Origin of the sequence: Paenibacillus sp. JZ16 (assembly GCF_015326965.1) — a bacterium.
GTDB lineage: Bacteria > Bacillota > Bacilli > Paenibacillales > Paenibacillaceae > Paenibacillus_AQ.
Genome location: NZ_CP017659.1, coordinates 2,826,017 through 2,847,789 on the forward strand (window position 1 = coordinate 2,826,017; position 21,773 = coordinate 2,847,789).

At 49.4% G+C, this 21,773-nt stretch carries 24 protein-coding genes; 13 read left to right on the plus strand and 11 right to left on the minus strand.

What is annotated here, in order from left to right:
• Nucleotides 1-49 precede the first annotated feature (49 nt).
• Nucleotides 50-787: a molybdopterin converting factor subunit 1 gene (moaD, locus tag BJP58_RS12725; protein ID WP_194544217.1), complete on the plus strand. Its 738-nt coding sequence runs from the start codon at nt 50-52 to the stop codon at nt 785-787.
• 87 nt (nt 788-874) lie between these two features.
• On the plus strand, nt 875-1,921 hold the full coding sequence (locus tag BJP58_RS12730; RefSeq protein WP_194544218.1) for an HD-GYP domain-containing protein: 1,047 nt from the start codon (nt 875-877) through the stop codon (nt 1,919-1,921).
• Between the two features lie 254 nt (nt 1,922-2,175).
• Here BJP58_RS12730 and sufB read toward each other — a convergent pair whose 3' ends face one another.
• The 5 genes from sufB to sufC are packed head-to-tail and all read right to left on the minus strand — an operon-like array spanning nt 2,176 to nt 7,342.
• On the minus strand, nt 2,176-3,573 hold the full coding sequence (gene sufB / locus BJP58_RS12735) for a Fe-S cluster assembly protein SufB (protein WP_071218031.1): 1,398 nt from the start codon (nt 3,571-3,573) through the stop codon (nt 2,176-2,178).
• 33 nt (nt 3,574-3,606) lie between these two features.
• Entirely contained in the window at nt 3,607-4,026 is a 420-nt protein-coding gene (gene sufU / locus BJP58_RS12740; protein ID WP_071218030.1) for a Fe-S cluster assembly sulfur transfer protein SufU, read from the minus strand.
• Complete coding sequence (locus BJP58_RS12745) at nt 4,016-5,236, minus strand: cysteine desulfurase (protein WP_194544219.1); 1,221 nt, start codon at nt 5,234-5,236, stop codon at nt 4,016-4,018. The genes sufU and BJP58_RS12745 overlap by 11 nt, the downstream gene beginning before the upstream one ends.
• Nucleotides 5,233-6,537, minus strand: a complete 1,305-nt coding sequence (sufD, locus tag BJP58_RS12750; protein WP_194544220.1) for a Fe-S cluster assembly protein SufD — start codon at nt 6,535-6,537, stop codon at nt 5,233-5,235. Before sufD ends, BJP58_RS12745 begins: the two co-directional genes overlap by 4 nt.
• A 22-nt stretch (nt 6,538-6,559) precedes the next feature.
• The gene (gene sufC, locus BJP58_RS12755; RefSeq protein WP_071218027.1) at nt 6,560-7,342 is read right to left on the minus strand and encodes a Fe-S cluster assembly ATPase SufC; all 783 of its coding nucleotides are present in this window, start codon (nt 7,340-7,342) and stop codon (nt 6,560-6,562) included.
• 222 nt (nt 7,343-7,564) lie between these two features.
• On the opposite strand from sufC, the gene BJP58_RS12760 reads away from it, so the two are divergent.
• Nucleotides 7,565-7,726, plus strand: a complete 162-nt coding sequence (locus BJP58_RS12760; protein ID WP_194544221.1) for a hypothetical protein — start codon at nt 7,565-7,567, stop codon at nt 7,724-7,726.
• Between the two features lie 62 nt (nt 7,727-7,788).
• On the opposite strand, the gene BJP58_RS12765 is transcribed toward BJP58_RS12760, so the two are convergent.
• On the minus strand, nt 7,789-8,265 hold the full coding sequence (locus BJP58_RS12765) for a Dps family protein (RefSeq protein WP_071218026.1): 477 nt from the start codon (nt 8,263-8,265) through the stop codon (nt 7,789-7,791).
• Nucleotides 8,266-8,573: 308 nt separating this feature from the next.
• Between BJP58_RS12765 and mtnK the strand changes: the two genes are divergently transcribed.
• Both mtnK and mtnA read left to right on the plus strand, forming a co-directional pair.
• Nucleotides 8,574-9,797, plus strand: a complete 1,224-nt coding sequence (gene mtnK, locus BJP58_RS12770; RefSeq protein WP_194544222.1) for an S-methyl-5-thioribose kinase — start codon at nt 8,574-8,576, stop codon at nt 9,795-9,797.
• Nucleotides 9,794-10,873, plus strand: a complete 1,080-nt coding sequence (gene mtnA / locus BJP58_RS12775; protein WP_194544223.1) for an S-methyl-5-thioribose-1-phosphate isomerase — start codon at nt 9,794-9,796, stop codon at nt 10,871-10,873. The genes mtnK and mtnA overlap by 4 nt, the downstream gene beginning before the upstream one ends.
• Before the next feature lie 174 nt (nt 10,874-11,047).
• Here the strand turns inward: mtnA and BJP58_RS12780 are convergent, their stop codons facing one another.
• Nucleotides 11,048-11,350: a YunC family protein gene (locus BJP58_RS12780; protein ID WP_113057527.1), complete on the minus strand. Its 303-nt coding sequence runs from the start codon at nt 11,348-11,350 to the stop codon at nt 11,048-11,050.
• 233 nt (nt 11,351-11,583) lie between these two features.
• Here BJP58_RS12780 and BJP58_RS12785 point away from each other — a divergent pair, with 233 nt between their 5' ends.
• The gene (locus BJP58_RS12785) at nt 11,584-12,123 is read left to right on the plus strand and encodes a hypothetical protein (protein WP_233355058.1); all 540 of its coding nucleotides are present in this window, start codon (nt 11,584-11,586) and stop codon (nt 12,121-12,123) included.
• Nucleotides 12,124-12,202: 79 nt separating this feature from the next.
• Here BJP58_RS12785 and BJP58_RS12790 read toward each other — a convergent pair whose 3' ends face one another.
• Nucleotides 12,203-12,583 (minus strand): DUF423 domain-containing protein, encoded by a 381-nt coding sequence (locus BJP58_RS12790; RefSeq protein ID WP_194544225.1) that lies wholly within the window; start codon nt 12,581-12,583, stop codon nt 12,203-12,205.
• A gap of 211 nt (nt 12,584-12,794) precedes the next feature.
• Between BJP58_RS12790 and BJP58_RS12795 the strand changes: the two genes are divergently transcribed.
• The 5 genes from BJP58_RS12795 (at nt 12,795) to BJP58_RS12810 (ending at nt 18,224) form a co-directional block, all read left to right on the plus strand.
• Nucleotides 12,795-13,217, plus strand: coding sequence for a hypothetical protein (locus BJP58_RS12795; RefSeq protein WP_233355059.1), 423 nt, complete (start codon nt 12,795-12,797; stop codon nt 13,215-13,217).
• A 166-nt stretch (nt 13,218-13,383) separates the two neighbouring features.
• Nucleotides 13,384-14,544: a sporulation protein YhbH gene (gene yhbH, locus BJP58_RS12800; RefSeq protein WP_113057531.1), complete on the plus strand. Its 1,161-nt coding sequence runs from the start codon at nt 13,384-13,386 to the stop codon at nt 14,542-14,544.
• A gap of 345 nt (nt 14,545-14,889) precedes the next feature.
• Nucleotides 14,890-15,018: a hypothetical protein gene (locus BJP58_RS33905; RefSeq protein WP_259445169.1), complete on the plus strand. Its 129-nt coding sequence runs from the start codon at nt 14,890-14,892 to the stop codon at nt 15,016-15,018.
• The gene (locus BJP58_RS12805; protein WP_194544227.1) at nt 15,002-17,215 is read left to right on the plus strand and encodes an acyltransferase family protein; all 2,214 of its coding nucleotides are present in this window, start codon (nt 15,002-15,004) and stop codon (nt 17,213-17,215) included. The genes BJP58_RS33905 and BJP58_RS12805 overlap by 17 nt, the downstream gene beginning before the upstream one ends.
• Before the next feature lie 169 nt (nt 17,216-17,384).
• Nucleotides 17,385-18,224 carry a sulfurtransferase gene (locus tag BJP58_RS12810; protein ID WP_194544228.1) on the plus strand — a complete coding sequence of 280 codons (840 nt, stop codon included), beginning with the start codon at nt 17,385-17,387 and terminating at the stop codon, nt 18,222-18,224.
• A gap of 86 nt (nt 18,225-18,310) precedes the next feature.
• Here the strand turns inward: BJP58_RS12810 and BJP58_RS12815 are convergent, their stop codons facing one another.
• The gene (locus BJP58_RS12815; RefSeq protein WP_194544229.1) at nt 18,311-18,694 is read right to left on the minus strand and encodes a winged helix-turn-helix transcriptional regulator; all 384 of its coding nucleotides are present in this window, start codon (nt 18,692-18,694) and stop codon (nt 18,311-18,313) included.
• Nucleotides 18,695-18,835: 141 nt separating this feature from the next.
• Between BJP58_RS12815 and BJP58_RS12820 the strand changes: the two genes are divergently transcribed.
• The gene (locus BJP58_RS12820; protein ID WP_194544230.1) at nt 18,836-19,189 is read left to right on the plus strand and encodes a DoxX family protein; all 354 of its coding nucleotides are present in this window, start codon (nt 18,836-18,838) and stop codon (nt 19,187-19,189) included.
• 129 nt (nt 19,190-19,318) lie between these two features.
• Here BJP58_RS12820 and BJP58_RS33610 read toward each other — a convergent pair whose 3' ends face one another.
• Entirely contained in the window at nt 19,319-19,513 is a 195-nt protein-coding gene (locus BJP58_RS33610) for a hypothetical protein (RefSeq protein ID WP_233355060.1), read from the minus strand.
• A 31-nt stretch (nt 19,514-19,544) separates the two neighbouring features.
• Between BJP58_RS33610 and BJP58_RS33615 the strand changes: the two genes are divergently transcribed.
• A complete protein-coding gene (locus BJP58_RS33615; RefSeq protein ID WP_233355061.1) occupies nt 19,545-19,685 on the plus strand; it encodes a hypothetical protein in 141 nt (46 codons plus the stop codon).
• Nucleotide 19,686: 1 nt separating this feature from the next.
• Here BJP58_RS33615 and BJP58_RS12830 read toward each other — a convergent pair whose 3' ends face one another.
• Nucleotides 19,687-21,678 (minus strand): serine hydrolase domain-containing protein, encoded by a 1,992-nt coding sequence (locus tag BJP58_RS12830; RefSeq protein ID WP_194544231.1) that lies wholly within the window; start codon nt 21,676-21,678, stop codon nt 19,687-19,689.
• Nucleotides 21,679-21,773 lie beyond the last annotated feature (95 nt).

The window sequence follows — 21,773 nt, forward strand, 5'->3', positions numbered from 1 at the left end:
CGAAGAATATGGTATATTGTAGCCCATAAGAATTACGAGGTGATGAAGAATGTCAACAACCATTTCTATATTACTATTTGCAGGATTAGCTGATCGAATCGGCACAGCTTCGCTTACATTCAACGTGCCTGGCTTGCCCCTGACTGCCGGGGAATTAAAGCTGCTGCTTAGTGAGGCTTATCCTGATGCCCAATCTCAGATTTCCACGGCTTTCGTCGCGGTCAATCAAGAGTATGCGCCTTCGGAACAGCTTATTCAGAGCGGCGACGAGGTAGCTCTAATTCCGCCTGTGTCCGGTGGTGACGGCATAACCCCGCAGGACTCCGGATCCAGGTCCTCGGCAGATGGGAAATGCACGATATCCTACGGTCCGCTTTCCGTAGAGACAACCATTGCCAAAGTTCATGATGATAATCATGGAGCAACGCTATCCTTTGTAGGTACAACGCGAGAGATGACCGGCCAGATGCGAACGGTTACGCTGGAGTATGAAGCATACATCCCGATGGCGCTTAAAGAAATGCAGCAAATATGCGCGGACATCTTTCGACAATGGCCCGGTACGCAATGTGCGATTTCCCATCGTATCGGTACGGTCGGAATTGGAGAAACCAGTGTTGTGATCGCTGTCTCCTCCCCGCATCGGAATGCATGTTATGAGGCCAGCCGCTATGCGATCGAACAACTGAAGCGATCCGTTCCAATCTGGAAGAAGGAGATCTGGGACGATGGTTCAGAGTGGAAAGGCCCACAGACCGGACCATGGGACCCAACCGTTAGGCAATAAGTCATGATTACACATTGTAAAACCATAATTTTCTTGCTAAGATAGTTTTGATCTTTTTACTTATATAAGGGCAAGAGGTGCAATGATTTGAGAGTACATGTCACGGACCTGATACCCGGTGATCAAATGCAGCATGATGCTTACAACACAAACGGCGTTCATGTTCTACAAAAAGGGGTTACCCTTCGTTTAGAGGATATATCCAAGCTACTGCAGCACGGTATCGATTACATAGAAATAAAGCCACGCGCACTGTCTGTATCCCTCGACTCTTCGTCTGAAATTTCTGAATCATACAACAAGGTTAAACCCCATTTCAATCTTGCATTTGACGGGTGCTCCACCTTATTTACGGAAGCGTCGCAATCCGGTAAATTCAATGAGTCCGTTGTGGACGATGTTTTCATGCCCTTAGTCGGCTCACTGAACGAGCATACGGATGTTGTCTCCCTGCTATTGCTGTTTAATGGTAAAGACGATTATACCTACAGGCACTCCATTCAAGTTGGAATGTTATCGTACTACATCGCGGATTGGATGGGTTACTCCGACAAGGAAGCTTATGAAATCGGCAAAGCCGGCTATCTCCATGATATCGGCAAAAGCAAGATTCCTAGAGATATATTGGACAAGCCAGGGAAACTGACTCCTCAAGAGTATGAAGAAGTGAAGCTGCACACCATCTATGGTTACGAGATGATCTCTGAATCCATGGATGATAAGGTCACCGCTATGGTTGCGCTCCAGCATCATGAACGGGATGACGCTTCCGGTTATCCACGAGCGCTCCATGCTGACCAGATTCATCCATATTCTCATATTTGCGCTGTAGCCGATGTATATAGCGCGATGACTACGAACCGGGTTTATCAATCCAAGCAGCAGCTGTTAACCGTACTTCGGGAGCTGTATAGTCTTAGTTTCGGGAAACTGAACGGCAAGCCGACGCATGCCTTCATCCAGCAGATGCTGCCGAACTTTATCGGTAAGAAGGTTCTGCTGACGACCGGCGAATCCGGCATGATCGTCATGAACAATCCTTCGGATTACTTCCGTCCGCTCGTGAAGACCGAGGATCGTTTCATCGACCTCTCCAAGGAGTATAATACCGAAATCCAGGAGATACTTCTGTAACTGGCGTTTTTCGTCTAGGTCCCCGAATAGCCAAATAACCGTCGGCGTACAAGCCTGACGGTTTTTTTGGGTGGTTGCGTGACTTTTCTCCCCTCTTACTCTTGATTTCTGGCACAATAAAAGTCGTGACCTGACAAGAGGGCCCACACAACCCTCAAAGTCACAATGAAATCAACAATTCATAAACCATCCAAACATAAAAAGGGGCAAACCACTCGTTCTGAGTGATTTGCCCCCTTGAATATAAGAAATATTTAGCCGATGGAACCTTCCATCTCAAACTTGATCAATCGATTCATCTCAACCGCATACTCCATCGGGAGCTCCTTGGTGAATGGCTCGATGAAGCCCATAACGATCATTTGCGTAGCTTCAGATTCGCTAAGGCCACGACTCATGAGGTAGAACAATTGTTCCTCAGACACCTTGGATACGGTTGCTTCATGCTCCAGCGTAATGTTGTCATTCTTGATCTCGTTGTAAGGAATCGTATCCGACGTCGATTCATTATCGAGGATGAGTGTATCGCACTGGATGTTGGCTTTCGCGCCTTCTGCATTCCGACCGAAGGAAGCCAGTCCACGGTATGTTACTTTACCGCCATGCTTACTAATGGACTTGGATACGATCGTAGAAGTCGTGTCCGGCGCCAAGTGAATCATTTTGGCTCCTGCATCCTGATGCTGGCCTTTGCCTGCTACAGCGATGGACAGTACCATCCCTTTTGCACCGCGACCCTTCAGGATAACGGCAGGATACTTCATTGTGAGCTTGGAACCGATGTTGCCGTCCACCCATTCCATTGTTGCGTTCTCTTCAGCAACGGCACGCTTGGTCACGAGGTTGTAAATGTTTGGTGCCCAGTTCTGAATGGTTGTATAGCGAACGCGCGCATTCTTTTTACAGATGATCTCTACTACCGCACTATGAAGCGAGTTCGTGCTGTAGATCGGAGCCGTACATCCTTCTACGTAGTGCACAAAGCTGTCCTCGTCCGCAATGATCAGCGTACGTTCGAATTGACCCATGTTCTCGGAGTTGATACGGAAATACGCTTGCAGCGGAATTTCACATTTCACGCCTTTTGGAACATAGATGAAACTTCCGCCAGACCACACGGCACTGTTCAGCGCAGCGAATTTGTTATCCGTTGGGGGCACGACCGTTGCAAAATATTCTTTCAAGATCTCCGGATGCTCTCTAAGAGCCGTATCGGTATCCATAAAGATAACGCCTTGATCCTCAAGATCCTTTTGCATGTTATGGTAAACAACTTCGGATTCGTACTGTGCGGATACACCTGCCAGGAACTTCTGCTCTGCCTCAGGGATACCCAATTTATCAAAGGTTTCCTTGATCTCGGTAGGTACTTCCTCCCAAGTCTTGCCTTGCTTGTCGGAAGGTCTTACATAGTACTGGATATCGTTGAAGTCCAGCTCGTCGAGATCGCCGCCCCAGCGAGGCATTGGCATTTTCTCGAACTGCTCCAGTGCTTTCAAACGGAATTCCAGCATCCATTCCGGCTCGTTCTTGATTTTGGAAATTTCCATAACGACTTCACGCGTCAAACCTTTGCCGGTTTGAAAAATAGCTTTGTGCTCGTCACGGAAACCATATTTATACTCTTCAATTTCTGGTGCTTTTTTAGCCATTTAACTTACCTCCCTATCGATCTATTCATTCGCTTACTTCGCGTCTATTCCTTTTCGGAGTGCGTTCCACGCAAGTGTTGCGCATTTAATGCGTGCAGGAAACTTGTTGACACCGGATAGGGCTTCAATATCCTCGTACTCTTCAAAATCTACGGCCTCGCCTTTCATAAGGGAGGAGAAGCGGTCCGCCAGACTGATCGCTTCATCCAGCGTTCTGCCTTTTACGGCGTCTGTCATCATCGAAGCGGAAGACATGCTGATGGAGCAGCCTTCCCCCGTATATTTGGCATCGGCCACTACGCCGTTCTCTACCTTAAGCTGCAAGGAAATGCGATCTCCGCAAGTCGGATTGTTCAAATCGATGGTTACCGCATCTTCTTCAAACTTGCCGCGATTGCGGGGGTTCTTATAATGATCCATGATGACACGTCTGTACAAATCGTCAAGTTGCATCGCCGAAATACTCCTTTGTCTGGATTAAGGCGCTAACTAATCGATCAACGTCCTCTTCTGTATTATACAGATAAAAGCTCGCGCGTGCCGTAGAGGATACTTTTAACCAACGCATAAGCGGTTGACAGCAATGATGTCCTGCACGTATCGCAACCCCCTGTGCATCAAGCACCGTTGCCACGTCATGCGGGTGAACGTCGCCGAGATTAAAGGTAACAAGGCCCACTTTACGTTCACGAGGACCGTAAATGGTAATCCCGTCGATCTCGGAGATGCGGTTCATGGCATAAGCCGCAAGCTGCGTCTCATGCTGTTCGATGGCGTCCATTCCGATTTCCTCCAGGAAATCGACGGCAGCGCCCAAACCGACAGCCCCTGCGATGATAGGGGTGCCCCCCTCGAACTTCCAAGGGAGCTCCTTCCAGTTTGATTCGTACAATCCAACATCATTGATCATTTCTCCGCCGAATTCGATCGGCTCCATTGATTCCAGCAGCGCCTTCTTGCCGTATAATGCGCCGATACCTGTTGGAGCACACATCTTATGGCCGGACAAAGCGTAAAAATCGCAATCCAGGTCCTGGACGTCCACCTTCATATGCGGTGTGCTTTGCGCACCGTCAACCACAATGACAGCGCCGTGGCGGTGCGCGATTTCCGCAATTTGTTTCACGGGATGCACAACGCCCATGACGTTGGATACGTAAGCGATGGCTACAACCTTGGTCCGTTCGGTAACGAGTGCCTCGACATCTTCGACACGGATCGTGCCGTCAGGCTGCAGAGGAATATATTTCAGCGTAGCGCCAACGGCGATAGCCGCCTGCTGCCACGGTATGAGATTACTGTGATGCTCCATTTCCGTCAGGACGATTTCATCCCCGGGACCGCAAACGGAGCGCGCGTAGGACGATGCTACCAGATTCAGGGCCGTCGTCGTACCACGGGTGAAAATAATCTGTTCCGAACTCTCGGCATTAATGAAACGGGCAACCTTCTCCCTGGCTCCTTCATAAGCATCGGTAGCACGGCTGCCGAGTGTATGAACCCCGCGGTGCACATTGGAGTTCTCCCACTCGTAGTACCGCTTGATAGCATCTATGACCACCTGCGGCTTTTGTGATGTCGCGGCATTGTCGAGATATACCAGCGGATGTCCGTTGATCTCCTGATGAAGAATGGGAAATTGCTCACGGACAGAGGCGATCATTGTCCCAGCTTCCTTTCAACGAGCCCCTGCAGTTGGTCACGAAGTCCCTCAAGCGGAATTTCGCTGACAACCGGAGCCAAGAAGCCGTAAATAATCAAGGATTCCGCCACGGGACGCGAGATACCACGGGACATCAGGTAGTAAATTTGCTCCTGATTCACTTGTCCTACGGACGCTGCGTGACCGGCTGTTACATCATCCTCGTCAATCAACAGAATCGGGTTCGCGTCGCCGCGGGCTTTCGGGCTAAGCATCAGCACGCGTTCGGTCTGTTGTCCGTCCGCCTTCGTTGCACCCTTCTCAATCTTGGTAATGCCGTTGATGATGGCTTGTGCCTCTTCGCGCATGACTGCACGGGTGATCATCTGGGACGCCGAGCTCTTGCCGAAATGCTTCGCTTGCGTGGTGTAGTTGATCTTCTGGGAGCCGGAGCCGACCGCGATGACTTTCGCATCGGATGTCGAACCGTTGCCCTTCAGAATACTCATGGTATCGCTAGCTGTATCGCCATCGTTCATCTCGCCAACAATCCACTCGATCGAAGCGTCATTGTCCAGCACCGCACGACGGAATGTAACATCGGTTGCTTCGCCAGCCAATTGATGAACGGAAGCATAACGCACCTTCGCTCCGTTTTTAACGAAGACTTCCACCGCTCCGTTATGGGTGACCGGCGCAGCCAGTGAATCCGAAACGTAGTTGTCTACGTAAGTGATCTGACTGTTCGCTTCGGCTACCACCAGCACATGCGGTGCAAATGTCGCTTCGGCATCGTCGGTCAGCATAACGGCTTGAAGCGGAACATCAACCTCCACATTTTTAGGAACATAGAGGAATACCCCGCCGTTCCATACCGCAGCATGCAGAGCAGCCATCGCATGCTCGTCATTCTTAAGCGCTTGGTGCAGATAAGGCTTAACCAAATCCGCGTGTTCTTTAACCGCTGTTTCCAAATCGGTGAAAATGACGCCTTTGGCAGCCAGTTCCGGAGCCAGACTCACATATACGGTTCCCGAATTGCGCTGGATAACCAGACCGCCTTCTCTTGAACCTTCAACAAGTTTAGCTACCTGTTCAGGTAGTTCGTCAAGGGAAGCAAGTTTATTGCTCTCTTTATATTCACCATAGCTTTGGATGTTCCAGCGCTCAATGCGTTGTTTCTCCAGCTTGGGCAGTTCCAACTGGCCAGCCAGTTCCAGGGAAGCCAGACGGCTGTCTGTCAGCCAGGCCGGTTCCTGTTTACTTTCGGACAATGCCTTCAGAGCCTCAGCGTTGACCGGAAGAATGGTTTGTGTAGTCATATCGTTTCCTCCTCCCGTCTATTTACGCGTCTTGACCTACAGTTTCATCAGTAATGCCCAGCTCTTCCTTAATCCAGTCATAACCTTCTGCCTCCAGGCGCTCTGCCAACTCAGGACCACCGGATTTTACGATGCGTCCTTGCATCATCACGTGAACATAATCTGGAGTGATATAGTTAAGCAAACGTTGATAGTGGGTAATAATCAAGAAACCGCGTTCTTCGGATTTCATGGCATTTACACCGTTCGCTACAATTCTCAAAGCATCGATATCCAAACCGGAGTCGATTTCGTCAAGCACGACAAGTTTCGGATCCAGCATCATCATTTGCAGGATTTCGTTACGTTTCTTCTCACCGCCGGAGAAACCTTCGTTCAGATAACGGTGAGCGAACTCAGGATTCATCTCGAGTTCTTTCATTTTACCTTCCATTTGGCGAATGAACTTGATCAGGGAAATCTCGTTGCCTTCACCGCGGCGCGCATTGATGGAACTGCGCAGGAAGTCGGAATTCGTAACGCCGGCGATTTCGCTCGGATATTGCATGGCCAGGAACAGACCTGCGCGTGCGCGCTCGTCAACTTCCATCTCCAGCACGTCTTCGCCGTTAAGGAATACCTTACCTTCGGTAACTTCATATTTAGGATGACCCATCAACGCGGAAGCCAAAGTACTTTTGCCTGTACCGTTTGGTCCCATGATGGCATGAACTTCTCCGCCTTTCATCTCAAGGTTGATACCTTTAAGGATCTCCTTGCCTTCGATTGCTGCTTTCAATCCTTCAATGACAAACTTGGTTGACATATTAGATTCCCTCCGTTGAATAGGTAGTGTATTGTTGTCCTATATGATAACAGGATTGGACGCCCTGATTTCATAAAACAAAAAAATAATTATTTATTTATAATCATTCTAAACTGATTATCAATGATTCTCAAGCCATTTTATAATAAAATATGACGTATTTCAACCGGACAAGCGTTTTGCAGACAACATTCGGACAACCGTAACAATTAAAAAACAGGCATGACCGATAGACCGGCCAAGCCTGTTTCGTTCACCCTGTTCCCCTCCATATTTGCGGTTGCTCCTAAAGAATCTATTACGGCATCCGGCACCGGCGTTTATCGCGCGTTGACAGACGGTGCTCAGGTCAACATCTTGAACTATAAGGCAACGGCACGATAACCGGCACCCTCAGCTCTTGCAAATACAAGGGAAGAACAGGCAGCATTCTGTTGTATTACGCTTTATCCAAGGAACGAACGCAGCATCCACATGTGCTTCTCAAGATCAGCCTTAAATCCGGTAAACATGTCCGCGGTTGGCGCATCGCCGGCTTCCTCGGCCATTTCGATGCCTTCCGCCAACTCCTCGGATACGGTTGCAAAGTCCTCAATCAAGGCTTGTACCATGCCGCGGGTATCCTCGTTGCCCGAAGCCTCCTGAACAGTCGCAAGTTCCAAATATTCTTTCATCGTAGCAGCCGGTTTTCCTTTAATCGAGAGCAGGCGCTCCGCCACCTCATCCATCTTAAGTGTAACTTCGTCATACAATTCTTCAAATTTAACATGAAGGGAGTAGAATTGCTCTCCGGATACATACCAGTGATAGTTGTGGAGTTTGACATAGAGCACGTTGAAGTTCGCAACCTGTTGATTCAACAATTGCTCCAGACTTGCGTTTTTCGTTTTTCCTGCAGCTTTGCCAGATGTAGTTTTTGCCATGGTTAATCCCTTCCTTTTCTATATGAAATGCACCCTGTACTGCGTCAAAGGAACATTGTGCAGAGCGGTGTATACCCATTGTAACTGGTACCATCTGCTAATGCTATTCCTTCATTAATATATGAGTACATCCTGCACTTGGGCGTCTATTTGTAGTTTACCCTTTGGACTGCGGAGCGAATCAGGTTCAATAACCTTTCGTCTTGCCAAAAAATTATACAAAATTCGCGAAAAAACGTTATACTAGGTAATACCAAGCAAAAAAGTTGGCTTTGATTTTCTTCTATTCTATTTGGGGGTGACCATCCATGTCTGCATATCATCCGCTGAACGCGGAAGAAGCTATACAATTAGCTAAAAGTATACCGGGCCGGTTCCCGGACCATGCCCAGCTCGAATGCCGCGAAATCGGCGACGGCAATCTTAATCTGGTGTTTCATGTCACCGCCAAAAATACGGCTGATAGTATCATTATCAAGCAAGCTGTTCCTTATGCAAAAGTTGTAGGCGAATCCTGGCCGCTGTCTCTCGACCGGGCCCGCATCGAACGACTGGCGCTGGAGACGGAGTACTCCATTTGTCCCGACCTTGTGCCCGAAGTATACGGTTATTCGGATGAGCTCGCCTACACCGTAATGGAAAACCTGAGTGAGTATACCATCATGCGCAAAGGCCTGATTGAGGGTAATGACTATCCGAAGTTCGCAGAGCATATTGGCCGCTTCCTGGCCAGAACGTTGTTCTACACGTCGGATCTCGGGATGAACCAACAGAAGAAGAAGGAACTTGCCGGCCGCTTTGTCAATCCGGATTTATGCAAAATCACCGAAGACTTAATCTTCGAAGATCCATACCGCGAATCCGCCAATAACAATTATGCGCAGAGCATAGCCGATGAAGCGGAAGCCCTTCGCGCCGACCTGCCGCTTCACTTTGAGGTCGCCCTGCTTAGGGAGAAGTTTCTGACTCACGCACAAGCTCTGCTGCACGGGGATCTGCATACAGGCAGCATCTTCGTGACGCCGGAATCCACCAAGGTGATCGACCCGGAATTCGCTTATTTCGGCCCGATGGGATTCGATATCGGTGCGGTCATCGGCAACCTGCTGCTAAACTATGCGTCACAGCCTGGCTGGAGTCGGGACGAGCATACGCTGGCCGCCCGGGAAGCCAGGCTCCTCGAGATGGCAAGCGATGTCTGGACCCACTTCGAGAACAACTTCCGCGCGCTGTGGAATGATGATCTCTTGGACGAGATGTCCCGCACGCCAGGCTATCAGGACCACTATGTATCACAGATTTTGAAGGATACCGCAGGATTCGCGGGCTGCAAAATGATTCGGCGCATCGTTGGATTGTCCCATGTTGCGGACATCGACACCATAGCCGATGATCAAGCCAGAGAAGCTGCGCAGCGCAAAGCGCTGGCCATCGGCAAAAATCTCGTGCGGCATCATCGCAGCATCAAGTCCTTTGACGACATTTTAACTTTGATTACGCAAGCAACTAAAGGAAATGAGGTATCGATATGAGCGGTATGACTACCGGCAATGCCAGCACCTATGAGCCGCTAAGCTCCGTTTATTGGGGAGGAGACCATCTGGTCCTGCTGGACCAGCGATTGCTCCCGGAAGAGATTGTCTATCTTCAGCTCTTCACACCGGAGGAAGTCTGGGAAGGCATTCACTCCATGAAAGTCCGCGGCGCGCCGGCTATCGGCATCGCGGCAGCATTCGGCGCAGTCCTTGGCGGCATGCAGGTTGAAGCCGACGATAACGAGGGATGGCTGCAACAAGTCGCAAAAACTTGCGCTTATCTCGCAACGTCCAGACCGACAGCCGTCAATCTGTTCTGGGCGCTGGACCGTATCAAGCTTGCGGCTGAGAAGCTGGCAGTTTCGGATCTCGATACAGCCGGACTGAACGCGGCGCTGCTCGCCGAAGCCGAAGCCATTCGTGCCGAGGATGAGGATGTATGCCGCCGCATCGGTGAAAACGCGCTGCCGTTCTTCCAGGACGGCATGGGCGTGCTCACCCACTGCAACGCGGGCGGATTGGCAACGGCCAAATACGGTACCGCCCTGGCGCCGATGTATCTGGCTCATGAGCAGGGCCTGAACATCAAGGTGTTCGCGGATGAAACAAGACCTGTCCTGCAAGGCGCGCGTTTAACTGCTTTTGAACTCCAGCAGGCGGGGATTGACGTTACACTGCTGGCGGATAACATGGCCGCCATGGTTATGTCCAAAGGCTGGATCCAAGCGGTTATCGTCGGTACGGATCGCGTTGCCGCAAACGGCGATGTCGCCAACAAGATAGGAACGTACGGAGTAGCGGTACTTGCTAAAGCTCACGGCATTCCTTTCTACGTGGCTTGCCCGCTGTCCACGATTGATCTGAATACGAAGACAGGCGCCGATATTCCGATTGAGGAACGTCCTGCCGAAGAGATCACGGAAGGTTTCGGCAAGCGCACAGCACCGCAAGGCGTAAAAGTGTACAACCCTGCCTTCGACATTACGCCAAATGAATATGTGACAGCCATCATTACGGAAAAAGGCGTCGTGCAAGCTCCTTATCATGAGAGCTTAAAAAGCTTGTTCGAATAATCGCTATATCCGCCAAATGTTTATGGCATCATAAAACGGACAACCGGCCCTCCAGCCGAATTGTCCGTTTTTTTACGGTTTGCATTTTAGTGCGTCTGAAGTCTAAACCTTGTTATCTCCAAAAAAAGAGCGATCCGCACGGGAATCACTCTTGGAAGAGAAGGCATACATGACTCATAACATGCGCAGGATCGCATCCTTGCCAGCCAAGCCAGGATGAATGCCCCACTTCTCTGCCTCCAGGGTTACCGATTCCAGCGGCGCCTCCAGCAGCTGCTCCAATGTGCGAACCCCTACGGCTCTTCCTGCGATAATCTTGCGGTCCGCAAGCTTTTCGTTAAGAAGGCCCACATCGAGTGCACCGCACATAATATAGCCGCGGGAAGTGTATACGGCCAGCAGCGTTGTTTTCGGAAGCTTTACCTCGACGCCCATAACGGTATGTCCTTCAATATCGATCGGCAGTAAAGTCACCAATATCAACAAACCTCCCCTCACGTCGGCTTAGAATTATGTTTATTCTTTTGGAACCGACATGGTGCGAATGTCTCTCATATTATGCATTCCAGCCTACACACATGGTGCGAATGACTCGTAAGTCGATAGAATAAAGATGAACTACAACATGACATTAGGACTATTAATATTCGAAAATTATGGTATATTTGATTCAGTAGAAAACAAGTGAAAGCTGGTGAATGATAAAAGCTATGAACACAATTCCTGTCACCGACGATAACGGCTTTTTATTCAACGTTGATATTCTGGTCAAGAGTTCCTCCAACGCACTGGCTTTGCAATATTTGCTGGAAATGCTGAACGACAAGGCTGAAGTCGTCGATTTTCGGGTTAAGTCCGGAATGGAACTTGGAGAAATTATCAACACCTTGGTTCAAGCCAAGAAAGATTCCGTTATTAGCAAAGCCTCCGGGAAGATGGCTTCTGCCGCTTCTCAGATAGAGAAACCTGCGCCACCTGCGGCTTCCTCTCCGGAAAAAAAGATCGCTGCAAGCGTACCTCCTGTCCAAACTCCACTCACCGGAAGTGATCCCTTTGAATGGATAAAAGTATACAGTAAGGACAATCGCCTTGTTCGACTGACAACCAACCGCCACGGTAAGCAGACAAGTCTTCCCTGCCGAATTCTCAACTATGATGAAAGCAATTTCCTGGTCAACGTCTATCATGTCGATGAGAAACAGGTGTATACCTTCAAACTCAATGAAATTGATGAGTTCAGCGTCAGCTGAGTATTAAGTCCACGGTATTCATCAAAAAAACGGCTTCGCCGCCCCATAAGAAGGGATCGGTGAAGCCGTTTTTTTAACATCAGGCATTTTTTCGGGACAGCGCCGAAGACATCAGCATCAGCCAGCCCACGATAAAGGATACACCGCCGATCGGCGTAATCGCACCGAGCCACTTCATGCCCGATAAACTTAACACGTAAAGACTTCCGGAAAATATGACGGTTCCCGCAATGAATAAAGTCCCTGTCCAGAACAGCTTCCGGGATTCGCCCAGAACCTTCGCCACAATCCCCGTAATCAGCACCGCAAGTCCGTGAATCATATGATAATGGACTCCGGTCTCATAAATGGCAAGTTCGTCCGGCGTAATCTTATCCTCCAGCATATGGGCGCCGAATGCCCCGATAGCGACAGATAATGCCATCAGGATCGAACCCCATGCGATGAATCTACGACTCATGCCTTTTCAACCCCTTTTGTCAGCGGACACCCGTGTCCTTATGTATTCAAATTAAGTTTAACGGATTCAAGGAAGCTTTTCCACCGGCATGTGAGACGCTTTGGACTTGATTTCAGGGCCATTTTGTGAAAGATTAATAAGGATGTCTTTTTATTGAAGACCACACGAACCCATTAGAGAATGAATTCTTATGTTAGGAGCGATTATGTACATGGATCAACAATCACCTGCCTCCCCATCCGAGGACCAAGGTTCACCTAAGCGACCCAAAACCACCTTTATTCCACCCGAGGATAGAAAAAACTCCCGCTTCGGCATCGCCTCATTCATCTTGTCGATCGTGACGCTGCTCGGGTATATTCTGCTCGGCGCGCTCGGCACCACGATGATTGAGCCATACATGACGGAGAACGGACCGCTCCTTGAGCCGACTCAGGAAACGCTGGAAGCGATGACCACGCTGGCGGCCGTGTTCATAATCGTGATGATCATCAATATCACCGGCTTGGTGCTTGGCGTTGTAGGCTGCTTATCCAAAACACGCAAGCGTGCTGTCGCCGTGATTGCCACCATCGTGAACGGCGTAGTCATCATCACCATCGGAGCTCTTTTCCTATTTGTATTAAATGCTTAAGCATTGACACTTCAAGACACTTGCCTGATTCATCTCGGGTTAAGTGTCTTTTTCATGACAAACCCGGATTGATACTCACATATCGCTCTTTCTCCCGAATATAATGAATTACTACAGCCAAAAAGACGGCAACCGTGTCAAGGCAATACTTGGGAGGTGACTGTCCATGCAAAATGAAGACGCCCTGTCGTTTGTCGTATCCCGTGAAGACTGGTCGCTGCACCGCAAGGGCTATCAGGATCAGGTACGTCATCAGCATAAAATCCGTGAAGTCATCAAACGCAACCTGCCCGACCTTATTACCGAGGAAAACATTATTCTGTCCGACGGAAAGCAGATCATTAAAGTTCCGATCCGCAGCCTTGACGAATACCGTTTCATCTATAACTATCAAAAGCAAAAGCATGTCGGCCAGGGCGACGGTGACAGTCAGGTTGGGGACGTCCTTGGACGCGACCCTTCGTCAGCCCAGCCCGGTAAGGGAGAATCGGCCGGCGATCAGGCAGGGCAGGACATCGTGGAAACCGAGGTCAGCTTGGAAGAACTGGAGAATATGCTGTTTGAGGAACTGGAGCTCCCGCTGCTGCAGCCCAAGGATAAAGAGCAGATCGAGACAGAGTCCATCGTCTTCAACGACATCCGCAAAAAAGGCATCATGTCCAACATCGACAAGAAACGCACCATCTTGGAGAATTTGCGCCGCAATGCAAGAGACGGCAAACCCGGCATCCACGGGATCAGTCCGGACGACTTGCGTTACAAGACCTGGGACGACACCGTCATCCCGGAATCCAATGCGGTCATTATCGCCATGATGGATACGTCCGGCTCCATGGGCTCCTTCGAGAAATACTGCGCGCGCAGCTTTTTCTTCTGGATGACCCGCTTCCTTCGCAAGCAGTACGAGAAGGTCGAAATCGTGTTTATCGCCCACCATACCGAGGCGAAAGAAGTGACTGAAGAAGAGTTCTTCACACGGGGTGAAAGCGGCGGAACCATATGTTCATCCGCTTATCAGAAGGCGCTTGATATCATTCATCACCGTTATCCCCCTTCCAAATACAACATTTATCCCTTCCACTTCTCCGACGGCGATAACCTCACGTCCGACAATGAACGCTGCGTCAAACTCATCGGCGAACTGCTGAAGGTCAGCAATATGTTCGGTTATGGTGAGGTCAATCAATACAATCGCAGCAGCACGCTGATGTCGGCTTATAAGAATATCAAGCTGGACCAATTCATGTATCATGTCATTAAAGACAAAGGGGAAGTGTACGAGGCACTCAAAACCTTTTTTCGTAAACGGCAGGGAGCGGCGATCTGACCGATATTCTACATTAATAAAAGGAAAATCATGGATGTCGAATCATCCTTATGTTGGAGGAGGCAGGGACCTCCTCTTTCTTATGGCCTATTGCGATACAGCTAACAATCGGTTACCGAATCATGGATAACGAGGTGTGTAGACTTTTCCTTTCAAATGAAAAATCTGTTTTATTATTGACATCATAATGTAGCCGTAGCTTCACTTTTTTGTCACCTTCTGTTTTTCCTGGAATGATAGTATTAGCTATGACATCGTGTTGCAGGATATTACAGGATTCGATAAGCGTCTCCTTAATTCAAGATATCCTCCTATAAAGGAAAGGGAAGGTTTACCATGTTCCAAATGACACATTCACTATTCAGCACCCAGACGTTTGAGAATATGTCCTACATATTATCGCAGCGGCTGTTCCAGGGCGGCGTAAGCGCAGATCCTTCGAAAGGAGTGATCTCCCGTGCCGGCATCAGATAAGCCACATTCACGCTACATGCCCGGTCTTGATGGGCTGAGGGCCCTCGCCTTGATCGGAGTGATGGGATACCACTGGAATTTCGGTTTTGCAGGCGGTGGTTTTCTCGGAGTCAGTTTATTCTTCGTACTGTCCGGCTATCTCATTACGGATATTCTGGCATCGCAATGGCATCATCATCGCCGGATCGATCTGAAAGATTTCTGGATCCGAAGGTTCCGACGTCTCCTGCCGGCCATGCTGCTCATGCTGTTCATCCTGGTGGTGTGGGTTACGCTATTTGACCGATCTCGGCTGGCTACGCTTCGGAGTGAGGTGCTCGGTGCGGTTACATACATAAGCAACTGGCAGTTTATTTTTCAGCAGCAATCTTATTTCGAATCATTTGGCCCGCCGTCTCCACTGGGGCATTTCTGGTCGCTTGCCGTGGAAGAACAGTTCTACTTGCTGTGGCCCCTAATCATGTTAGCCGTACTCAAGCTATTCCCCCGCAGGGGACAGCTGTTCACTTTCATTGCTGCCGGAGCCGCGATTTCAGCTCTCGCCATGGCAGTGATCTATCAACCGGGAGATGATCCTAGCCGGGTCTACTACGGAACGGATACCCGGGCGTTTGGTTTACTCATCGGAGCAGGGCTTGCTATCGTATGGCCCAGCTGGAAGCTGTCCACCCATGTTTCAAGGGCTGCCCGGCGCAGACTCAACCTAACAGGCGCAGTGGCATTGCTCATCATACTGTTCATGATGTGGCGGGTGGACCGGTACGATTCGTTCCTGTATCAAGGGGGAATGTTCCTCTTCTCTCTGGCCGCCGCCGTCCTCGTTGCGGTGTTGGCGCATCCTGCAGCTTCGATCAGCCGCTTGTTAAGCTGGAAGCCCCTGTTGTGGATTGGCGTTCGATCCTATGGCATTTACTTATGGCATTACCCGGTGATGATCCTGACCTCACCTGCATCCGGCACAGGCAATCTGAGTCTGCCTCAGGTTGCACTGCAAATCGCGGCAAGCGTTCTGCTGGCCGCCCTATCCTGGAAGTATGTTGAAGAACCGATACGTCATGGCGGACTGAAGAAGGTATGGTTTAAAGCCCGCTCCATTCGCCGCCGTCCGGCTTCGATTTCATTAAGAGGCTGGGTCGTGTCGCTAAGCTCGCTCATTCTAATCGGTATTTTTTGCTCAGGGATGATGAGCAGCGTATCTTCTGCGAGAACGGTAGGCGATATCGCTGCCATGCTGAACCTTGATGACCCTGCCCCGGAAGAACCGGATCAGAATCAAGGCGGAGAGTCCGGAGCGATGGAGCCACCGCAAGGACAAACGCCGCTTCCTGCAGGCACTGACGACGGGAACATCTCCCCTCCGCCTACCGACGCGAAGCAGCCTGGTGTTATTAAGAAGCCGGACCCTGCTAAAGAAACGGATGAAATGCCGCTTCCGAACGAAGCGACACATTCTGGCGATGAAGATACTGGCGGAAACGAAGAGCCGGACCCTCCTGCTGGAAATGACGCTGACAACGAAGACAAGAACACCGACACAGGGAGCGAAGACCCGGATAAGGCTGATTCCGAAAAAACAATCCCGGATCAACCGAATGAAGATAAAGCGGGTAAACCTGGTGAGGAGAAGGCCGATAAGCCGGATCAATCCAAGGACTCGGGAAGCGAAACGACAGGCGGTAAGAGCAATCAAACGCAGCCAACGAATAAGCCTCAAAATCCTCCGGTATCCCAGTCCACCGTCACGGCCATTGGTGATTCGGTCATGCTCGGGGTATCCACTTATCTCGAGAAATCGCTGCCCGGCATTCACATCGATGCAGAGATAGGCCGCCAAATGCGTCAGGCCGATGACCTGATCCCTGCTATGAAGACCCAGAATCGGATAGATGGCGGCGTTATCATCATCGGGCTGGGGACCAACGGCGCTTTCTCGAAAAAGGATCTGGATTCTCTTCTGCGTCCTCTGGACTCAGCTAAGCAAATTCTGCTTATCAACACGCGGGTTCCGCGTGATTGGGAACAGAACGTGAACGGCATGCTGGCAAAAGCGGCTGCCGAGAACCCAAAAGTTACGCTGGTGGATTGGTATTCAGCCAGTAAGGATCATCCGGAATACTTCCGGTCTGACGGTGTCCATCTGGAGCCGGAAGGCGCCGAGGCTTACACCTCCATGCTGCTTCAAGCTATCAAGAAATAAAGCGTTTATCCTGATTCTTGCCATTATTCATTCTCATATCGTCGACCTGATCTCATCCTTCTATGAGACAGGTCGACTTTTTAGTTATATACGTAATCGGAAGCAGCAATATGATATAATTCGGTTACTTAATCTCATTATTTCTTAATAGAAGGCGGTGTCCTGGTATATGAACAATATCGTGTCAATGAAATGGCTGCTGGCGAGACTCTATGAACCGGATCTGGTCATCGTCGACTGCCGTTTTGCCCTCGGGAAGCCGGAAAGCGGCCGAGCCGCTTACGAGGAATCGCATATTCCGCGTGCCGTTTACCTCGACCTGGAGAAGGACCTCTCCTCCCCTATCACCCAACATGGCGGACGCCATCCTCTACCGGACTTGGATCAGCTTGCAAAGCGTCTCGGCCAGTCCGGCATTCAGAAGAGCAGCCGTGTCGTCATCTACGACGACCAGGGCGGAGCTATGGCCAGCCGTTTATGGTGGCTGCTGAAATACACCGGGCATGAACAGGCCTATGTGTTGGATGAAGGCTTTACGGCTTGGAAGAACGCTTCGTATCCGGTAACGGATGAACAGCCGATCGTCATTCCGGTACCCTATGACATCAACCTTAAGCCCGATAAACTGGTCCTCGTAGATGAGGTGCGCGCGGCTTCGCAGCATGGTAACAAAATTCTCATCGATTCACGCGAACCGCGCAGATATGCCGGAGCCGAGGAACCGTTGGACGCCAAAGCCGGACATATTCCGGGTGCGGTGAACTGCTTCTGGAAGGGCGTCCTGGACGACGCCGGACATTGGAAGGATGCAGGCGCGCTTCGCAAGCATTTTTCCGACATTCCGGAGGATGCCGAGATTATCGTATACTGCGGCTCCGGCGTCACCGCTTGTCCGAACGTGCTTGCCCTGGAGGAAGCCGGTTACGGCAATGTGAAGCTGTACGCAGGCAGCTGGAGCGATTGGATCAGCTATGAGGAGAATCCGGTAGCTACAGGGGAAGAGGGTTAAGCGTTCGTTTTTATTTGTATACTTAGAAAAAGGAAACGCCCGCGATTTTTGCGGGCTTTTTTAGCGTGCGCTTAATACTGAAACGTTTACCGCAAGGAATCGATTTTCCGAAGGTCGGACGGTTTTGCCTCTGCTTCGTCTTCTTCGCCGTACAGCTTCTGCATATGCTGCACATGCCCGGCCCCCCAGTCGCTCATTGTCTGGAGCACGGGCTTCATGAGCTGTCCGTACTCTGTAATCGAGTATTCGACCTTTGGCGGAATTTGCGCATACACTTCGCGATGCACAATATCGTGATATTCCAGTTCTTTCAACTGCTGGGCCAGCATCTTTTTCGAAATATCCGGAATGGCTTTTTGTAATTCACTGAACCGCATTGTACCGTTGATCAGCAGGCGTAGAAGAATCAATGATTTCCATTTGCCCGTGAGGATTTCCAGCGCGGTTCCGAATTTGCAATACACCGTCATTCTTATTCCTCACTTTCTTGTCATGCCAAGGGTTAACTTTTGGTTACCTGGTTAGGTTTAAGTGCCTACTTCCTGATTGGACTTTCTCACTTTAGTATAGAGGCAGATATCGAAATCGAACAAGTGAGGGGAAAAGAAAAGATGAATGTGACGTTATGGATCGTACAAATCATATTGGCGGCAGGCTTCGTATATTCGGGATGGATGAAAACCGTTCGTATCGAGTCATCAAAAAAGACATGGTCCTGGGTAAAGGATGTACCGAAAACTCTAGTTGTTCTGATCGGAATCGCAGAACTACTCGGAGCGCCGGGCCTTGTTTTGCCGTGGGCGTTGAACATAGCTCCGGTGCTTACGCCGATCGCCGCGATGGCTTTGGCTGCGGTCGCACTGCTCGGGATGATGTTTCATATTTGGCGAAAAGAGTACCGGGAGATCGGCGTGAATATCTTTTTTGTAGTTCTGGCGTTGATCGTGGCAATTGGAAGACTATAAAGTACCAACGTGAAGCTATATTCCGGAAGATGGAGCGATTGGATCTCGTTTGACGAGAACCCGGTGGCGAGCGGAGAGGAATACAAAGATTGAAATCGCAAAAAGCCCGCTACCATTGCGGGCTTTTCATTATTTTGTTGATCGGAGTGCTGCAATTCGGCCTTTGCCGGTATCGATAAACCGGAAGTCTAGCTGGCGCAGGCACTCCATTCTTGTTAAGCCATCGAATACTTCTGCCTTGATCCTTGTAGGAATCTCCTTCAGCATTAGAACCTCCAACCGGTCCGCGGTCCACAGATTGTCCATCACCTGCAGGGATTTCATGTAATCCAGTTCGAGCTGCCGAAGATTTTATATGAGAGAAATCGCACAGGCGCTTGACTTTCGGCAGCGACAAATGGAGGAAGGCCAAATGATCCAATGCCGCCAGGGCGTCGTTATTCGTCAGGTTTCCGACGGAGGACAGCCTCAGCATGCTTATAGTCGAGTCGGGTAAATTAGTGACCAATCGGTAAAGTATAGTAATTAAATGCTTGATCCAATAAGGCACTAGCCTCTTGGCGTTTCAAAAGTTCTTTTGAACGGAAATTCACGGAACCATCAGATTTAACCTTGGTATCCGGGTCCATGATCCCTTGAGATATAAGCGCTTTGATGGCTTCAACTGCCCAGGCATCCGTTGTGCCACTCAGTTTAACCTTCGTTCTAGGCTCTACCTGCTTCAGGTTTTGGATCATCACCGCCGCCATTTGTCTAGTGATCGGAGAATTAGGCTGATAATTAGGCAGTCCGGCTTTCATCTGCTTCTTATTGAGTTCAATCATGTAAGGCTGTTTATGCCACCCATGGGCGCGAAGCAGCACTTCTGAGAATTCGCCTTGAGTCATCGTTCCTTTTGGATCAAAGATATGGGAAGACTTCCCGTTCATGACTTTCAAAGCCTTGAGATTGTTAATATATGATTTATACTTACTATTCGCAGGTACATCAGAGAAAGGTGAATCCACGTTAACTTTTTCTGAAAATGCAACTAAGTCTGGTAGGCCCGTAGAATACATATATGCAATATGGCCAGCTGCGTTTTTCTTAAACGTCACTTTAGTACCTGATTCATCTTCGAACAATAAAGGGTGGATCATTTTCAGCGTATGCTTGCCTGAAGCTGTTTCCGTAACTAATTTCCCGTTCGAATAAGAAACCATAGTCCTTGAGGCCTCCATACGCGTGTTTTTATATAATCCGACATACGCTTTGGCTTGCTGCTCACTGATTGCCGAATAGGTTGGCTTTGAAACTTCTGTTTTTCTTGGATAATAGTGATTCATAAACGCTTCATACACGTCAATGCTCACATAGGGGTTATCGTCATTGTTGGACATATAGAAGGCTACATTTTTCTCTGGCAGAATAACAATCAGGGATGAATGCCCTGTAACATTTCCTCCTTTTAGAATCACATGTTGACCATTCATCTTCTCATTGAAATAGCCTTCGAACCCGATTGTTGTAAGTGGAATCGTTTTATCAGCATAAAACTGGTATGTGTGCATTTGCTCTATGCTTTTTTGGCTCACAATTTCTTTGCCATCATACTTTCCTTTGTTCAGATGCATTAAGAGATACTTCGCCATGTCATCTGCTGTTGAAATGATACCACCTTCAGGTTTTTCTGTAGGCATAGTTCCATCCATGGGGATCTTTTCACCCTTCGGTCCATAGTGAGCAGCCATTCTGCCTAATAGTTCGGGCGTAAACCGTACACTCGTTGAGGTCATGCCTAACGGGGTGAAAATGTTTTTCTCCATATACTTCGAATAGGGCATTCCCGAGACGTTCTCTACCGCATACCCCGCTAGCAAAAACCCAAGATTGTCATAAACGTATGCTTCTCCCGGAGGCCTCACTACCGCTGACATATGTGATTTGACAAAATCCTTTATTGGAAAGTTTTTGTTAACATATTCCGGTGAATAATACGAAGAGATATCGGGTGATTCAAATCCGGTTGCATAGGTAAGCAGATCATACATGGTCAGCTTTTTCCCCGTTTTATTCGGAATCTTCACTCCTCCTAAGTACTTTTGAATATCGCCTCGTAAATCGATGTTCCCCTTATCGACCAACTGCATAGCCGCCAAGGCCGTGAATGTCTTGGTAACAGAGCCGATCTGGAAAACGGTGTCTTTATCAACGGGAATCTTCTTTTCTTTGTCGGCATAACCGTAACCTTTGCTTAGTAACACTTTCCCATCGGCCACGACCGCAAAATTAGAACCGACTGTGTTATACTTCTTCATCACGTCCGCAAAAACGATATCTGCAAATGCTTCTAGCTCCTTGGCATCGCGGGGGCCCTCCAAGCTAGAATTTACAGGTGCATTAGTCGTGGTCATTGTTGCGGCAGCTGCCCGGCTGCTAGTTGGGATAATTGCGGTCGTTGCCATAGCGGATAATAGCAGAACCGCGATGGTGCGAGTCTTTTTATTCATACATGGTCTCTCCTCAAAATGTATTTGCCTCATAACAACTGGCTGAACCGAGTATGGCAAATGGCTTGTCATATCAACAAGTGTCATTTCGTCAC

Coding starts and splice junctions, on each gene's coding strand:
- BJP58_RS12760 (WP_194544221.1), top strand. CDS start 7,565: ATGACCGATAGACCGGCCAAGCCTGTTTCGTTCACCCTGTTCCCCTCC.
- BJP58_RS12745 (WP_194544219.1), bottom strand. CDS start 5,236: ATGATCGCCTCTGTCCGTGAGCAATTTCCCATTCTTCATCAGGAGATC.
- sufD (WP_194544220.1), bottom strand. CDS start 6,537: ATGACTACACAAACCATTCTTCCGGTCAACGCTGAGGCTCTGAAGGCA.
- BJP58_RS12795 (WP_233355059.1), top strand. CDS start 12,795: ATGGATCAACAATCACCTGCCTCCCCATCCGAGGACCAAGGTTCACCT.
- sufU (WP_071218030.1), bottom strand. CDS start 4,026: ATGCAACTTGACGATTTGTACAGACGTGTCATCATGGATCATTATAAG.
- BJP58_RS33610 (WP_233355060.1), bottom strand. CDS start 19,513: ATGAAATCCCTGCAGGTGATGGACAATCTGTGGACCGCGGACCGGTTG.
- BJP58_RS12820 (WP_194544230.1), top strand. CDS start 18,836: ATGAATGTGACGTTATGGATCGTACAAATCATATTGGCGGCAGGCTTC.
- sufC (WP_071218027.1), bottom strand. CDS start 7,342: ATGTCAACCAAGTTTGTCATTGAAGGATTGAAAGCAGCAATCGAAGGC.
- BJP58_RS12790 (WP_194544225.1), bottom strand. CDS start 12,583: ATGAGTCGTAGATTCATCGCATGGGGTTCGATCCTGATGGCATTATCT.
- BJP58_RS12765 (WP_071218026.1), bottom strand. CDS start 8,265: ATGGCAAAAACTACATCTGGCAAAGCTGCAGGAAAAACGAAAAACGCA.
- sufB (WP_071218031.1), bottom strand. CDS start 3,573: ATGGCTAAAAAAGCACCAGAAATTGAAGAGTATAAATATGGTTTCCGT.
- mtnK (WP_194544222.1), top strand. CDS start 8,574: ATGTCTGCATATCATCCGCTGAACGCGGAAGAAGCTATACAATTAGCT.
- BJP58_RS12785 (WP_233355058.1), top strand. CDS start 11,584: ATGAACACAATTCCTGTCACCGACGATAACGGCTTTTTATTCAACGTT.
- yhbH (WP_113057531.1), top strand. CDS start 13,384: ATGCAAAATGAAGACGCCCTGTCGTTTGTCGTATCCCGTGAAGACTGG.
- BJP58_RS12830 (WP_194544231.1), bottom strand. CDS start 21,678: ATGAATAAAAAGACTCGCACCATCGCGGTTCTGCTATTATCCGCTATG.
- BJP58_RS33615 (WP_233355061.1), top strand. CDS start 19,545: ATGAGAGAAATCGCACAGGCGCTTGACTTTCGGCAGCGACAAATGGAG.
- BJP58_RS12815 (WP_194544229.1), bottom strand. CDS start 18,694: ATGACGGTGTATTGCAAATTCGGAACCGCGCTGGAAATCCTCACGGGC.
- BJP58_RS12810 (WP_194544228.1), top strand. CDS start 17,385: ATGAACAATATCGTGTCAATGAAATGGCTGCTGGCGAGACTCTATGAA.
- mtnA (WP_194544223.1), top strand. CDS start 9,794: ATGAGCGGTATGACTACCGGCAATGCCAGCACCTATGAGCCGCTAAGC.
- BJP58_RS33905 (WP_259445169.1), top strand. CDS start 14,890: ATGACACATTCACTATTCAGCACCCAGACGTTTGAGAATATGTCCTAC.
- moaD (WP_194544217.1), top strand. CDS start 50: ATGTCAACAACCATTTCTATATTACTATTTGCAGGATTAGCTGATCGA.